Below are 14,589 nucleotides of genomic sequence, written 5' to 3'. Positions count from 1 at the left end.
CGGTACTGGCTTGCCGGAGCGGCACCGCGGTGACGGTAGGGTCTGGAACTCGTGGCCGAACGTAGCACCTTTCCTTCGCGCGAAGTCTGCACATGGGGCGTCATCACGGCGCTCGGGGTCATCGCGGGATACGGTGCGGTGCTACTCGCCAACGTCCGGCATTTCTATACCGACGACACCGAATCGCAGTACGCGCCGCTGTGGGTGATGCTCGGCCGGTACCTGCGCGAGGGACGATTGCCCGGCATGATCCCCGAGCACTGGATGGCGGGCAACTACACCATCGAAGAGGCCGGGCTGCTCAATCCGCCGCAACTGCTGATCGATCTGATCGCGCCCTCGGTCGACAACCTCGCGCTGTACGCCACCGTGGTGAAACTGATCTTCGCGATCATCCTGGCGCTCGGGGTGTACCGGATCTGCCTGGCCTACGGAGCGAAGGCGCCGTGGGCGGCGGTCGCGGGGGCCGCCATTCCGTTCACCGGATGGCTGCTGTTCTTCGACGAGTCCAGCTGGATGACCGCGTTCACCGGCACCGCCTGGATGGCTCACGCCTGGGCCTCCGGCGTGCACTACGCCCGCGGGCGCAGCGGGCCGATTCCCACCTTCGTCTTCTTGTATCTGGCCATCTCGGTGCAGTACATCTTCCCGGCGGTCGAGGCCGGGCTGATGGTGGTCGCGGTCGCGATCGGCGAACTCGTGTACCAGAAGGCGTGGCGTCCGTCGGTGCGTCTGCTCACCGTCGCCGCCGGTGCGGCGCTGGCCGGACTGGCCACCTACCTGCCGAGCATGCTGTCGGCGAAGGTGACCTGGCGCGGCACCGCGCAGATCAACAACGACCAGTTCCTGACGGTGCCGTGGTCGGAGTCGCTGAACGCCAGCCTGCCCAGCACGCTGCCCGCGTTCAGTTCCTGGTGGGGCTACGTGCAGCCGATGCCGGTGGTCTACATCGCGTGGTTCCTGATTCCCGCGCTGGCGTTCGTCGACTGGCGCAAGGCGCTCGGCGCGGCGCGTGAGCTCGTCGCGCCCGGGCTGTTCGCGGTGATGGCGCTGATGTGGACGGCCGGTCCCGGCGCGGTCGGACCGTTGCGCTGGCCCGCGCGGGTGTTGCCGATGATCGCGCTCGGCCTGCTGGTGCTGGTGTGCGTGCTGCTCGGCCGTTTCGCGACCGTGCGGGACTGGCGGCGGCGTGGCACAGCGGCCGCGGTGCTGATCGGCCTGCTGTGGGTGCGCACTTTCTCGGCCGCGCCGCACGAGGTGATCCGGCACGTCGTCGCGGCGCTCGGGGTGGCCGCGCTCGGCGCCGTCGCGGTATGGCTCGGGCGCAGCCGGGGCGTGTCCGCGGCGTGCGCGCTGATCGTCGTTTCGGTCTTCCCCATCGCGTACCTCCAGGTGCGGGACGCGCAACCGACGCCGATGGGCTGGAATCTGCCGGAGAACCGCTCGGAGATGAAAGCCGCGTTCCCCGACTTCCCCGGCACCACATTGCAACTCGGCGACCGCATGCTCATCCCGCCGCAGGAACGGAATCTGCCCGGCGCGTACGGATCGCTGGTATTCGGCAACTACGCCAAAGACCTCGAGCTGACCTACGTCAGCGGATACACCCCCAACGGGCACTACTGGTTCGGCGAGACGTTGTGCATGCGCTGGGACACCAGCGTCTGTCCCGATGCCTACCGGCGCGCGTTCGCGACCGAGCCGACCACCGGCCGGACCATCGTCGACCTGATGAAAGTCGACCGGGTGGTACTGCATCGCGCTCTGTACCCGGACGCGCGCGACCAGCCCGCGCCGCCCGGCTGGCGCTGGGTCGACTACCCCGGGCACGAGAAGTACATCTCGGTGCTGGAGCGCACCGACGGCTCGATCTCGGCGCGGGACGGCCGGATCGCCGCCACCCAGGGCGTGACTGCCACCTCGGTCGGGGAGTCGGACACGACCAGCCGGGTGCGGGTGAGTTCCACGGAGGGCGGCCGAATCGTCTTCGCGCGGCTCGGCTGGCCCGGTTACCGCGTGACGCTCGACGGTCGCGAGACACCCTCCACGTTGGTGGCGAAAACCTTTGTCGCCGTGGATCTTCCGGCTGGCAGCTCCGGTGACCTGGTCGTGTCGTGGCAGCCGCCGGGGTGGCGGATCGGCGTCGCCGCGGCACTGCTCGGCCTGCTCATCGTCGGCCTGTCGCAGTGGGCGTATCTGCGCGGCAGGCGGCGGCTCGACGAAGGTTCCGGTGCCGAGCCGTCCCCGCTCGACGCGGCCGTGACGCCGGAAACCCACCTGGCCGACGCCGCCCGATGAGCGCGGATGCGGCGGACGACGTCGGCGCGCCTGCATCGGACGCGCGGCGCTTCGATGCCGCGGGTGTCACGGCCGAGACGGGTTCCGGAGCCAAGAGCGCGGACCCGGGTCCGCTGCTGCGCCTGGTGCGTCGGCAAGAGATCGCGTTCGCCATCGTCGGCATGGTGAACACGGGTCTCGGCATGGCCCTGACGGTGCTGTGGCTGGCGGTACTCGGCGACCGGGCGCCCGCCGCGCTCGCGCCCGCCCTGGCCTACTCGATCAGCGTGTTCGTGGCGTTCGTCCTGCACCGGACCCTGGTGTTCCGGGTGCGCGGGCGCACGGTGCGGGATTTCGTCGCGTTCGTCGCGGTGAACTCCGGCGGACTGGTGCTGAACATGGTGCTGCTCCAATTGGGCGTCTCGGTGCTGCACCTGCCGAGCATTCCGTCGGCGATCGCGGTGATGGCGCTGGTGGCGGGCGCCAGCTTCTTCGGTCATCGCCACATCTCGTTCCGCCGGACGCCCGCCCCCGATGCGGACGGTTCTCGTTCCGGCCCGGCCGGAAGGTAGGTTCCTGATATGCCTGAGCACACCACCCTGGACGCCACACTGCTGAGCCTGCTGGCCTGCCCGCAGGACAAGGGCCCGCTGCGGCTGGTCCGCGCCGCCGACGACAGCGCGTTGCTCTACAACCCGCGCCTGCGGCGGGCATACCCGATCGAGAACGGCATCCCGGTGCTGCTCGTCGACGAAGCCAGGGACGTCACCGACGCCGAGCACGAAGCGTTCACCGCTCAGGGCGACGCCTGACCCTCCGCGCGGCCGTCCCCTTTCTCTCACGACTCGCCCACTGCGCGGCAACGGATGCGTCACGGTCGTTTTGCGTCCATTGACCGTTCGAAGCCGGCTCCGCCATGATCATTTGCACTTCGAGACGGTCATCTCGCTCCAGCACAGGGGCGTTGCGACCGACCTGATCAGCGCACAGGTGGCGTATGAGAGAGAGGTCGGGAACGTCATGAGCGATTCGCGTTTACGTAATTGGACGGCTCGATGCGCGATGGCCTGCGCAGTCGCGGCGGCGGGATTCGCCATGGCGACGCCCGCGCAGGCCGAGCCACTGTGGCCGGGTGGCCCGGACATCCCCGGTTTGCCCGCGCTCATTCCACCTCCGCCGCCCCCTCCGGCCGTGGCGCCGTGTTCCACCGCGGCCCGTGCGTGCATGCGGCTGTCCACCAATGAGGCGTGGCTGATGGACGACGGCAAGGTGGTCTACGGCCCGACGCCGATTTCGCACGGCATGCCGGGATACGAGACGCCGCCCGGCGTCTTCCACGTCTCGTTCAAGAAGGAGTTCCACTGGAGCACCATGCACAACGCTCCGATGGAGTACGCGACCTTCTTCAACGGCGACATCGCCTTCCATGTCGGTCCGATCGAGAAGAAGTCGCACGGCTGCGTCCGGATGACCTACGAGGGTGCCAAGGCGTTCTACGAGTACCTGTGGCCCGGTGACGTCGTCGAAGTCGTGGAGTGACGGCCCCGGCGTCCCCTCGTCGCGGTCACCGGGACACCGGTTCCTGGCCGATGTCACCGGTCAGATAGCGCTGCAGCGTCGGGCCCACGGCGGCGACCAGATCGGCGGCGGACATCGAGGCCAGCGGTTCCACTCCGATGACCTTGCGGCCGACCAGCACGCCGATCATCTGCGAGGCGACCAGGCTGATCCGGGCGCGGCCGTCGTCCTGCGGGGTGGCGATCCGCCTGCGGACGCGTTCCAGCACGACCTCCAAGAGGAACGCCCTGGCCAGGGACGGATCGTGACTGCCGGCCAGGACACTGCGCACCATCGCGACCACGCCGGGACCCGCGGGCGAATCCCACACGGCGACCACCGTGCGAAGAATGGTCTCGCCCAACCGGTCCAGCGGTGCGGCCTCGATGACGCGCAAGGTCGCCTCGGGATCCACCGGCAACTCCACCACCGCGGCGAAGAGCTGTTGCTTGGTGCCGAAGTAGTGATGCACCAGAGCGGGATCGACCCCGGCGTCGGTGGCGACCGCGCGCACGGAGGTCTTGTCGAAGCCGATATCCGCGAACCGGGCGCGGGCGGCCGCGAGGATGGCCTCGCGGGCGCCCGATTGCCCGGGTCGGCGGCCGGTGCGAGCGGGACGCTCGGCGCCGTTGCCTGCCGTCACGCGGTCCGCCGTCGTAGCGTGGCCGCGCCGAGGCACAGGGCGACGATCGCGAACCCGGCGACGATGGCCAGATCGCGCCACATCTGGCCGGTGACCTCCGGATGCGTCGATACCTGTTGCAGCGCGTCGACCGCGTAGCTCAACGGCATCACGTTGCTGATCACCTCCAGCCAATCGGGCAGTTGGCCGCGGGGAACGAGCAAGCCGCACAAGAAGATCTGCGGGGCGACCACGACCGGCATGAACTGTACGGCCTGGAATTCGGTGCGGGCGAACGCGCTCGCCAGCAGACCCAGCGCCACCCCGCACACCGCGTCGACGACGGCGATCAGCACCACCCACGCGGGGCTGCCCGCCGAGCCCAGTCCGAGCAAACCGAACGAGACCAAGCAGGCGACGATCGCCTGCGCGGCGGCGGCCAGCGAGAACGCGGTGCCGTATCCGGCGAGCAGGTCGAGTTTCGTCAGCGGCGTCGACAGCAGTCGCTCCAACGTGCCCGAGGTGCGTTCCCGCTGCATGGCGATCGCGGTGATCAGGAACATCACGATGAACGGCAGGATTCCGAGCATGCTGATGCCGACCCGGTCGAACAGCGGCACCGGATTCAGCGGGTTGGTCGGAGTGTCCTTGTAGATGAAATACAGCAGCGCCATCAGCAGGGCGGGGACCACCAGGATCATGGCGACGGTGCGGTGGTCGTTGCGCAGTTGCCGCAGGATGCGGCCGGTGGTCGCGGCGTAGGGGCGCAGCGTCGGCGTCCGCTTCGGCGCGGCTTCCGAGATGGCGGTCATGCGTTCTGTCCCATCGTGATAAGGGTGAGGAAGGCGGTTTCCAAGTTCTGCTCGCCGGTCTGCGCGCGCAGTTCGTCGGGGCTGAGCTGGGCCAGCAACTGACCGTCGCGCATCAGCAGCAGCCGGTCGCAGTGCTCGGCCTCGTCCATGACATGACTGGAGACCAGCAGTGTCGTCCCGTTCGCGGCCAGTTCGTGGAACTGCTTCCACAACTCGACGCGCAGCACGGGATCCAGGCCGACGGTCGGTTCGTCCAACACCAGCAGTTCGGGCTGGGCGACCAGCGCGCACGCGAGCGACGCCCGCGTCAGCTGGCCGCCCGAGAGTTCGTCGCCGCGTTGCTGGGCGTGATCGGCCAGGCCCACCGCTGTGATCGCGTCGTCCACGTCGGCGCGATCGCGGCCGTAGAGCGCGGCGAAGTACGCGACGTTCTCCCGGACGCTGATGTCGTTGTAGATGCTGGGCGCCTGCGTGACATACCCGATCAGATGGCGAAGCGTCGGGGAGCCCGCCGGGTGGCCGAGCGCGGTGACCTCGCCCGATTCGATGATCTGGGTGCCGACGATGCTGCGCATCAGCGTCGTCTTGCCGCATCCGGACGGACCGAGCAGCCCGGTGATCGAGCCGCGCGGGATGGTCAGCGAGACGTCGTGCAGGACTTCACGGCCGCCGCGGTGGACCCGCAGATCTCGTACCTCGACGGCGGGGGAGGGGCTGGCTTGCGACACGGTCGCCTCAATTCATCGAGTGTTGAATTCACTGTACGATGAATTTAGCGCGCTCGCGCTCGACCGGCAAGAGTGCTTTTCCCGGAATCAGTGGCCGTGCCGCACCGGCGGTGTTCCCGCCGCCTGGCCCGGGTTCACGACCACGAACTGGCCCATCATCCCGAGGTCCTCGTGCCAGAGCAGATGGCAGTGGTACATGTACGGCGCGTCCGGATCGGCCGGGCCGTCGAAGCGCATCGCCAGCCGGACCGTGCTGTTCGGCGGCAGGAAGACGGTGTCCTTCGGGCCGGTCAGTGCCGGGGGCGGCGGCTCGTCGTCCACCGCGAGCACGCGGAATCGCACGTCGTGGATGTGGAAGTTGTGCGGCATGCCGTCGTTGTTGCGCACCACCCAGGTCTCCGCCGTGCCGCGCGTGACCGCGAAATCGATGCGATCCATGGCCATCGGCCTGCCGTTGATCCCGGCCAGGTTCAGGTCGAAATGCCGTTCCAGCACCGAATCACCGCCGTCCGGGGTGGTCGGAGACGCCAGGACCGCGGGGAGTTCCGGCGCGGGCCGCAACGTGCTTGCCGCGCGTAGTTCGAGGATGTCGAAAGTGTCGTCGCCGCCGGAGAACCGCTGAGTCCAGAAATCCAGCCCGGCGTCGAGTTCGCCGCCGCGCAGCACGGTGCGCTCGCCCGGCCGCATCCGGACCACGATCTCCGCCCGCTCGCCCGGTGACAGCCGAAGCCGGTCCACGGTGCTCGGTCTTTCGATCAGCCCGCTGTCGGTCGCGACGAGCGAGAACGGCCGCCCGTCGGCGAAGACGAAGGTATAGATCCGCGCGGTCGAGGCGTTGAGCAGACGCAACCGGACGAGTTCGTCGCCGACGTCGCGGTACGGCGCCAGCGTGCCGTTGACCATCGTCCGATCGCCGAGAAACCCGACGTCGCGGAACATCGCATGCGCGGAGTCGAACGCCGCGCCGTCGAACCGCACGTCCTGGACGATCAACGGCAGATCGTTCACCCCGTAGTCGGAGGGGAGGGGCAAGGCGGTGGACACCTCGTCGTCGAGCAGGAACATACCCGCCAGTCCGCGGCGCACGTGCTTTTCGGTCGCACCGTGCGGATGGGGGTGATACCAGAGCGTCGCGGCCGGTTGATCGATGGTCCACCGCGGCGTCCACGCCGCGCCGGGAGCCACCATCTGGTGCGGCCCGCCATCCATTGCCGCGGGCAGGTGCATGCCGTGCCAGTGCACGGTGGAGGCCTCCGGCAACGTGTTGCGCACGGTGACGGCCACGTTCTCCCCGCGCCGCGCCCGCAGCGTCGGCCCGAGGTAGTCGCCGTTGAATCCCCACGTCTCCGTAGTCCGGCCGGGCTGGAATTCCCTTCGCCCGGCGCGCATGTCGAGTTCGAACGTGCGCGTCCCGTCGGCGCCCACCCGCGACGGCGCCAGCGGAGGAATGGCGAGTTCGTTCCGGAATTCCGTCTTCCCGGCCGTGGACACGTCCGCTCGGGCGTAGACCCAGGCGACCCCACCGACCACGAGGACCGGCAACGCCGCGACGCAGACGACAACGATGAGCAACCACCGCCGCTTGCGCGGCCGGAAATCCGAAAGCATGGACCGACGGTAGAAATGGCAAGTGCCCCAACGCATCCGGGAGCATCCCTATTTCCACCCCCGGTCCACCCCTGATGCCCGCGTCCGGACTTTCCGGGTGCGGGATCACGCACCGATCGGAAGCGGCTGGCGTACTGTGACCCAGAACACAGCTCGCGGTGTCACGTCCGGGTCCGGTCATTTGTCCCATGGTCGTCACCATCCGCCATTCCTGCCCCGGTGACCCGACCATTGGAGCACTGCCATGAACACCGAACATCGCATCGTCGTCCTCGGCGGCGGCTACACCGGCATGCTCGCCGCCGTGCGGCTGGCCCGGCGCACCCGGGCGCTCGACGTCCGGATCACGCTGGTCAACCCCTCGGCCCGATTCACCGAGCGTCTGCGCATGCATCAGGTTGCCGCCGGTCAGCAACTCGCGGACCACCGGATTCCCGCGCTGCTGGAAGGCACCGGGGTCGCCTTCGTCCAGGGCTGGGCCACGGCCATCGATCCGGTGAACCAAGAGGTGACCGTCGACGAGACGACTCGTCTTCCCTACGACGAATTGATCTACGCCCTGGGCAGCACCGCGGACACGACCATCGTGCCCGGCGCCGCAGACCATGCGTGGACCCTCGACAACCCCGCCACCGCACACCGGTTCGCCGAGCGCCTCACCGAGGTCGCGGCGCGCGGCGGCGCCGTCGCGGTCTGCGGCGGCGGCCTCACCGGCATCGAGGCGGCGGCCGAGATCGCCGAGAGTCATCCCGGCGCGCGCGTCACCCTGATCAGCACCGGCGAGCTCGGGGCCATGATGGGGACGAACGCCCGCGCGTACCTGCATCGTGCGCTCGATCGCCTCGGCGTCACCCGCGAGACCGGCCGGGCCGTGGTGAAGGTGCTGCCCGACGCCGTCGAACTGGCCGGTGGCGAGTTGGTGCCCACCGACCTGACGCTGTGGACGGCGGGTGTTCGCGTGTCACCGCTGGCCGCGCGGGCGGGCATCGAGACCGACGCGCACGGGCTGATCGTGGTCGACCCGACCCTGAGGTCGGTGTCGCATCCGGCCGTCCACGCCATCGGCGACGCCGCCGCGGTCCGTCAAGCGTGGGGGCAGATCCACGGCACCTGCCAGAGCGGGATGCCTACCGCCGCCTACACCGCCGACGTCATCGCGCGGCAACTGCGCGGCAAGCGCGTGCGGCCGTTCCGCTTCGGGTATTTCCACCAGCCGGTCAGCCTCGGCCGCAAGGACGCGGTCATCCAGTTCACCAAAGCCGACGACCGCCCGCGCCGTGGCTACCTGGCCGGACGCGCCGCGGTCATCTACAAGGAGACCGTCAGCAGCAGCCCGATACCGACCTTCGCGCTGAGCAAGCGGATGACGGTGTCGGTCGCGCTGTCGAAAGGTGGCCGAGCCACCAGGAGAATTCAGCCATGACCGACCGGACAACCGAGCAGGACCCGTTTCTCGAACACCGACGTCTGCTGTTCGCCACCGCGTACCGGATGCTGGGGACCGTCACCGATACGGAGGACGTCCTCCAAGACGCCTGGCTGAAGTGGAACGACACCGATCGGTCGACGGTGCGGCAACCCAAGTCCTACCTCGTGCGCACGGTCACCAACCTGTCGCTCAACCGGCTCACCTCGGCCAAGGCCACCCGCGAGAACTACGTGGGCCCCTGGCTGCCCGAGCCGTTGCTCACCGCACCGAACATCGCCGAGGAGACCGACTTGGCCGACACCGTCTCCACGGCGATGCTGGTGGTTCTCGAAACGCTCAGTCCTGTCGAACGCGCGGTCTTCCTGCTGCGCGAGGTCTTCGGCTACACGCACGCCGAGATCGCCGAGACCCTGGACCGGCCGGAACCCGCGATCCGGCAGATCGCGCACCGCGCCAAGCAGCACGTGCAATCCCGCAGGCCGCGGTTCGACACCGACAAGGCGCAGCGCGACCATGTCACCGCCCGATTCATGGCCGCCTGCTCCGGCGGCGATCTCAACGCGCTGATGGATCTGCTCGCCCCGGACGTCACGTCGTGGTCGGACGGCGGCGGCGTGGTCACCGCGGCGCGCCGACCGTTGTACGGACCCGATCACGTGGCCCGCTGGATCCTCGGCGTGCTGGCCAAGCCGGTCGTCGCGGGCTTCGTGTTCGAATCCGCCTGCATCAACGGTGAACTCGGCGCGCTCGTATTCATCGGCGGCTCCCCGGTGGCCGCGTTCACCTACGACATCGTCGACGGACGAATCCAGAACCTCCGGTTCCAGGTCAACCCGTACAAGCTGAAGGGCCTTTCCATGGGCACCGACGCGCTCGGGTGATCTTCCGCCGTTCTAGGCTCCAGCCGTGACCAACCAGAGTGCCCTGTCCGCTGACGGCGGACAGGTACGGGCCTCGACGCTCGAGCTGTTCTTCGATCTCGTCTTCGTTCTCACCATCACCCAGCTGTCGCACGTCTACACACACCATCCAGGCTGGCAGGCACTCGCGCAGGTGGCGCTGCTGTTCGGGGTGATCTGGTGGATGTATTCCGGTTACGTGTGGCTCACCAACGAGGTCGCGCCGAACAGTTCCGCCCGGCGGACCTGGCTGCTGGTCGGCATGTTCGCCTTCTTCGTCCTCGCTCTGGCCATCCCGGACGCGTTCCACGGCACCGGCATCGCCTTCGGGTTCGGATACGTCCTGGTCACCGCCGTGCATACCGCGCTGTTCGCCTCGGCGGGCGGCACGTCGGCGACCACCGCGATCCGCCGGATCGCCCCGCTCAACGCCCTGGCCGCCGCCCTCGTGCTGGCGGGTGGGTTCGTGCACGACTGGGTGCAGTACGCCTGCTGGATACTGGCGTTCGCAGTGCAGGTGATCAGCCCCTATCTGGTCGACACGGGCGACTTCGTGGTCCGAGCCAGTCATTTCTGCGAGCGGCACGGGCTGGTCGTGATCGTCGCGATCGGCGAATCCCTCGTCGCCATCGGCGCGGGGCTGGCCGGAGAGCGGATCACGCCGGAGTTGATCGCCACCGTCGGCCTCGGTCTCTGCCTGGCCTACGTCCTGTGGTGGGCGTACTTCGGCGTCGACGACGAGCGCGGCGAGCACGCGCTGGCCGCGGTGCCGGACCGGGAACGGTCCCGGCCGGCCGTACTGGCCTACGGCTACGCCCTGTACCCACTGCTGATCGGCGTCATCGTGGCCGCGGCGGGCATCCAGATGAGCATCGCCCGCGGCGGCGTGGCGAGCCCGGTCGCCGTGGCCGCCGCGCTCTCCGGCGGCGTCGCGCTGTACTTCCTCGGTCAGTTCTTCTTCCGCCTGGCACTGCGGTTGCCGCGTCCCTGGGCGCGCCTGCTCGGGGCGCTCGCGGTGGCGGCCACCACCCCGATCGGCGTCTACTGGGTCTCCTGGGCGCAACTGGCCGCGATCGTGATCGTGGCGTACGCCGCCGTGATCGCCGACGACTTGCTCACATTGCGGTCGGGCGAGCACAGCGCGTACTTCTGAATGCGCACACTGTCTGCTCCGGTCGGCCGGGTCAACGATTTCCGCCGGTCGTCGCGGGTCGGGTCGGTCTGTGCGCATCGGCGCTCACGCCACATGGCACGCCGTCATGTCCTCGTCGCGATCGTTCGTGCCGAGGCGGTACGCGTGCCGAGCGGCTGCGCTGCCCCGCCTCCCCGTTGTCGCCGTCGAGGACAATGGCGGCTGTGTGTGCCCAATATGTCGAGGAACTTGCCGTCGAACCTCCCGCCGCCGCCCGCCGTCTGCTCGGGGCTACCTTGTGGTCGGGCCCGGTCGGTGTCCGGATCGTCGAAGTCGAGGCCTACGGGGGAGACCCGGCCGGGCCGTGGCCGGATCCGGCATCGCATTCCGGTCGCGGCCGGACCAAGCGCAACGGCGTCATGTTCGGCCCCGCCGGTGTGCTGTACGTGTACCTCAGCTACGGCATGCACACCTGCATCAACGTGACGAGCGGACCGGACGGCATCGCCAGCGCCGCGCTCATCCGCTCCGGCGAGGTCGTCGCGGGACTGGAGACGGCGCGCGCGCGACGTCCCGGCGCCCGATCCGATCTCGACTTGGCCCGTGGCCCGGGCAATCTCGGCGGTGCGCTGGGAATCACTCTGAGCGACTACGGAACTCCGCTGCTCGATCCGTCGTCGCCGATCCGGCTGGAACTGGACAGCCCCGTCGACGCCGCCGAGATCGCGAGTGGCCCACGGGTCGGCGTCAGCAGCGCGGCGGATGTGCCGTGGCGTTTTTGGCTTCCGGGTTCGCGGGCGGTGTCGGTGTACCGGCGCAGTCCGCGCGCTCCCTTGTCCGCCGCGCAGTCGGTCTGACGGCTCGTCGAGACTTTTCGCCGCGGCGCGATGAGTTTTCGCGAAGGTTCCCGTCCTATCAGGTGAACGCGCCACCAACCCGGCGCCACCGACCCGAAGGACAGAACCATGACCGCCATCACCACCACCGGCACCGTCGCCGTAGCCCGCCCCGGCAAGGTGCTCAACCGCACCCTGTGGACCCTGCAGATCCTGCTCGGCCTGTTCCTGATCGTCGCCTCGGGCATGCCGAAACTGGTGGGTCAGTCCGACGCGGTGCGGATCTTCCACGAGATCGGATTCGGCGACTGGTTCCGGTACCTCACCGGCCTGGTCGAGGTCGCGGGCGGCGCAGGTCTGCTCGTGCCGCGGCTGAGTGGCCTGGCCGCCTCCGGCCTTTCGGTCACCATGGTGCTGGCGGCCGCCACCCAGGCATTCCTCTTGGGCGCTCCCGCGCTGGCTCCGTTCCCGCTGGTGCTGGCCGTCGTGTTCGCCTGGATCGCCTACCAGCGCCGCGACAGCATCGCCGCGGTCCGGGAAATGCTGCCGCGCTGAGTGCACGCGTAGTGGACGGTCGGTGGACTCCGGTCCACCGACCGTCGATGCGCATTACGGGGTAATACGTCGCGGTGGACGCCTGGGGCGCTCTGGGTCGGTGCGCTCACCAGGTGCTCGCTACCGTCGATCACTCTGCCGGGCTCGTCGTCGAACGACCGTCTCGACCGCGAGCCTCGGCCATCCACCACGAACTCTCGCGCGAGTGCGGCGAGCGCCGCGAAGCGGTCCGATGCGGCGCGGAACCTCGCACCTGTGCTCGTTCAGCGAACGCGGCGAGACCGGACGACGATCCGTCTCCGCGAACCGGTCGGGCGGACACCTCGACCGCTCGCATGTAAATCATTCGACCGACACCGCCGCGCGCCCGAGACCGAGGTGCACACCTGGCCCCGAACCTCGTGCGGAAAGATAGGACATCGTGAGCGGCGACATCATCGACGAACTGACCTGGCGCGGTCTGATCGCGCAGTCCACCGACCTGGATGCCTTGCGTGCGGCGGCGGCCGCCGGGCCGCTGACCCTCTACGCCGGCTTCGATCCCACCGCGGCCAGCCTGCACGCGGGCCATCTGGTGCCGTTGCTCGCGCTGAAGCGTTTCCAGCGCGCCGGACATCGACCCATCGTGCTGGCCGGTGGCGCCACCGGGTTGATCGGTGACCCGCGCGACGTCGGCGAGCGGACCATGAACTCCGCCGACACCGTCGCGAGCTGGGCCGAGCGGATCCGCTCCCAGCTCGAGCGTTTCGTCGACCTGGACGACTCCCCGACCGGAGCGGTCATCGCCGACAACATGGACTGGACCGGGCCGCTGTCCGCCGTCGACTTCCTGCGCGATATCGGCAAGCACTTCTCGGTGAACGTCATGCTGGCGCGCGACACCGTCAAGCGACGACTGGACGGCGAGGGCATCTCCTACACCGAGTTCAGCTACATGCTCCTGCAGGCCAACGACTACCTGCAGCTGCGCCGCAACTACGGCTGCACGCTGCAGGTCGGCGGCTCCGACCAGTGGGGCAACATCATCGCGGGCGTCGAACTCAACCGCCGGGTCGACGGCGCGGCCGTGCACGCCTTGACCGTTCCGCTGGTGACCTCGGCGGACGGCAAGAAGTTCGGCAAGTCCACCGGCGGCGGCAGCCTGTGGCTCGATCCCGAGATGACCAGCCCGTACGCCTGGTACCAGTACTTCGTGAACACGGCGGACGCCGACGTGGTGCGCTACCTGCGTTGGTTCACCTTCTTGTCCCGCGAGGAACTCGACGAACTCGAGCGTGCGACCGCCGAGCGTCCGCACGCCAGGGAGGCGCAGCGCAGGCTGGCCGCCGAGATGACCACCCTGGTCCATGGCGAGGCCCACACCCATGCGGTGCAACTGGCCAGCCAGGCGCTGTTCGGCCGAGGTGAACTGCGTGAGCTCGACGAGGCGACGCTCGGCGCGGCCCTGCGCGAAGCCGCCGTCGACGGTGAGGTCGCGCAGATCAAGGCGGGTGAATCGAACACCATTGTGGATCTGCTCGTCGCGACCGGCCTGTGCGAGAGCCGCGGCGCCGCCAGGCGTGCGGTGAACGAGGGTGGCGCCGCCGTGAACAACGCGAAGATCTCCGACATCGAATGGACGCCTGCCGAGGCCGACTACCTGCACGGACGCTGGCTCGTGCTGCGGCGCGGCAAGAAGAACCTGGCGGGGGTTCTTCGGGCAGGTGCATGACGGTCGCGGTGGCTTGAATCACATCCGTGTGATTCAAGCCGCCGATCACTCCGATCGCGCACCGTTGACCTGCGGAAACGCCAAGTTGTTCAGGCGATTTGACGTAGCGTTATCCGCCGCGTAACTTAGTCCAAGTCAGAGCGACACGGACTCCGACCCGGAGCCAAGCGAAGCGGAAACGCCGAGCAGGACCGGGAAACGAGGTAGTACGAGGAGCGCCTGTCAGCCCAGTATGACGCAGATCGGCCGATGGTCTTGACTTCGGTTGGTTGCTTGGTTAGGCTGGGAAAGTTGCCTCACGGAAGGTCCGGTCGAGACTGGCCCGGATGTGTGTGCGTGTGTTCTTTGAGAACTCAATAGTGTGTCGATGAATGTCAGTGCCAAATATTTTTTGGTTCCGGCCTTTTCACCCCCCGTGTGGAG

Annotated in this window: 14 protein-coding genes; 10 read left to right on the top strand and 4 right to left on the bottom strand. The window is 68.7% G+C overall.

Annotated features, from left to right (window positions below; genetic code table 11):
- Window positions 1-51 precede the first annotated feature (51 nt).
- The 4 genes from ACWESM_RS33510 to ACWESM_RS33495 all read left to right on the top strand — a co-directional run bounded on the left by ACWESM_RS33510 (window position 52) and on the right by ACWESM_RS33495 (window position 3,816).
- The gene (locus ACWESM_RS33510) at window positions 52-2,298 is read left to right on the top strand and encodes a hypothetical protein (RefSeq protein WP_452495173.1); all 2,247 of its coding nucleotides are present in this window, start codon (window positions 52-54) and stop codon (window positions 2,296-2,298) included.
- A complete protein-coding gene (locus ACWESM_RS33505) occupies window positions 2,295-2,849 on the top strand; it encodes a GtrA family protein (RefSeq protein ID WP_355080814.1) in 555 nt (184 codons plus the stop codon). Before ACWESM_RS33510 ends, ACWESM_RS33505 begins: the two co-directional genes overlap by 4 nt.
- Window positions 2,850-2,858: 9 nt before the next feature.
- A complete protein-coding gene (locus ACWESM_RS33500; protein WP_355080815.1) occupies window positions 2,859-3,089 on the top strand; it encodes a Trm112 family protein in 231 nt (76 codons plus the stop codon).
- A 208-nt stretch (window positions 3,090-3,297) separates the two neighbouring features.
- Window positions 3,298-3,816, top strand: a complete 519-nt coding sequence (locus ACWESM_RS33495) for a L,D-transpeptidase (RefSeq protein ID WP_355080817.1) — start codon at window positions 3,298-3,300, stop codon at window positions 3,814-3,816.
- A 25-nt stretch (window positions 3,817-3,841) separates the two neighbouring features.
- Here ACWESM_RS33495 and ACWESM_RS33490 read toward each other — a convergent pair whose 3' ends face one another.
- The 4 genes from ACWESM_RS33490 to ACWESM_RS33475 form a co-directional block, all read right to left on the bottom strand.
- Window positions 3,842-4,477, bottom strand: a complete 636-nt coding sequence (locus tag ACWESM_RS33490; protein WP_355080819.1) for a TetR/AcrR family transcriptional regulator — start codon at window positions 4,475-4,477, stop codon at window positions 3,842-3,844.
- The gene (locus ACWESM_RS33485; protein WP_356969053.1) at window positions 4,474-5,268 is read right to left on the bottom strand and encodes an ABC transporter permease; all 795 of its coding nucleotides are present in this window, start codon (window positions 5,266-5,268) and stop codon (window positions 4,474-4,476) included. Before ACWESM_RS33485 ends, ACWESM_RS33490 begins: the two co-directional genes overlap by 4 nt.
- Complete coding sequence (locus tag ACWESM_RS33480; RefSeq protein ID WP_364430198.1) at window positions 5,265-5,996, bottom strand: ABC transporter ATP-binding protein; 732 nt, start codon at window positions 5,994-5,996, stop codon at window positions 5,265-5,267. Before ACWESM_RS33480 ends, ACWESM_RS33485 begins: the two co-directional genes overlap by 4 nt.
- An 87-nt stretch (window positions 5,997-6,083) precedes the next feature.
- Window positions 6,084-7,604, bottom strand: a complete 1,521-nt coding sequence (locus ACWESM_RS33475; protein ID WP_452495170.1) for a multicopper oxidase family protein — start codon at window positions 7,602-7,604, stop codon at window positions 6,084-6,086.
- 244 nt (window positions 7,605-7,848) lie between these two features.
- On the opposite strand from ACWESM_RS33475, the gene ACWESM_RS33470 reads away from it, so the two are divergent.
- The 6 genes from ACWESM_RS33470 (at window position 7,849) to tyrS (ending at window position 14,166) form a co-directional block, all read left to right on the top strand.
- Window positions 7,849-9,027, top strand: a complete 1,179-nt coding sequence (locus ACWESM_RS33470; RefSeq protein ID WP_356969058.1) for an NAD(P)/FAD-dependent oxidoreductase — start codon at window positions 7,849-7,851, stop codon at window positions 9,025-9,027.
- On the top strand, window positions 9,024-9,914 hold the full coding sequence (locus ACWESM_RS33465) for an RNA polymerase sigma-70 factor (protein WP_356969060.1): 891 nt from the start codon (window positions 9,024-9,026) through the stop codon (window positions 9,912-9,914). Before ACWESM_RS33470 ends, ACWESM_RS33465 begins: the two co-directional genes overlap by 4 nt.
- Window positions 9,915-9,939: 25 nt before the next feature.
- A complete protein-coding gene (locus ACWESM_RS33460; RefSeq protein ID WP_452495167.1) occupies window positions 9,940-11,085 on the top strand; it encodes a low temperature requirement protein A in 1,146 nt (381 codons plus the stop codon).
- Window positions 11,086-11,279: 194 nt separating this feature from the next.
- Window positions 11,280-11,921 carry a DNA-3-methyladenine glycosylase gene (locus ACWESM_RS33455; RefSeq protein ID WP_364430187.1) on the top strand — a complete coding sequence of 214 codons (642 nt, stop codon included), beginning with the start codon at window positions 11,280-11,282 and terminating at the stop codon, window positions 11,919-11,921.
- A gap of 108 nt (window positions 11,922-12,029) precedes the next feature.
- Window positions 12,030-12,455 (top strand): DoxX family protein, encoded by a 426-nt coding sequence (locus ACWESM_RS33450; RefSeq protein ID WP_364430184.1) that lies wholly within the window; start codon window positions 12,030-12,032, stop codon window positions 12,453-12,455.
- A 421-nt stretch (window positions 12,456-12,876) separates the two neighbouring features.
- Window positions 12,877-14,166, top strand: coding sequence for a tyrosine--tRNA ligase (tyrS, locus tag ACWESM_RS33445; RefSeq protein ID WP_364430181.1), 1,290 nt, complete (start codon window positions 12,877-12,879; stop codon window positions 14,164-14,166).
- Window positions 14,167-14,589 lie beyond the last annotated feature (423 nt).

The organism is Nocardia sp. NPDC003999 (assembly GCF_053604885.1).
Note: the sequence above shows the minus strand (reverse complement) of the source record. Positions and strands in the feature narration are given on the sequence as shown.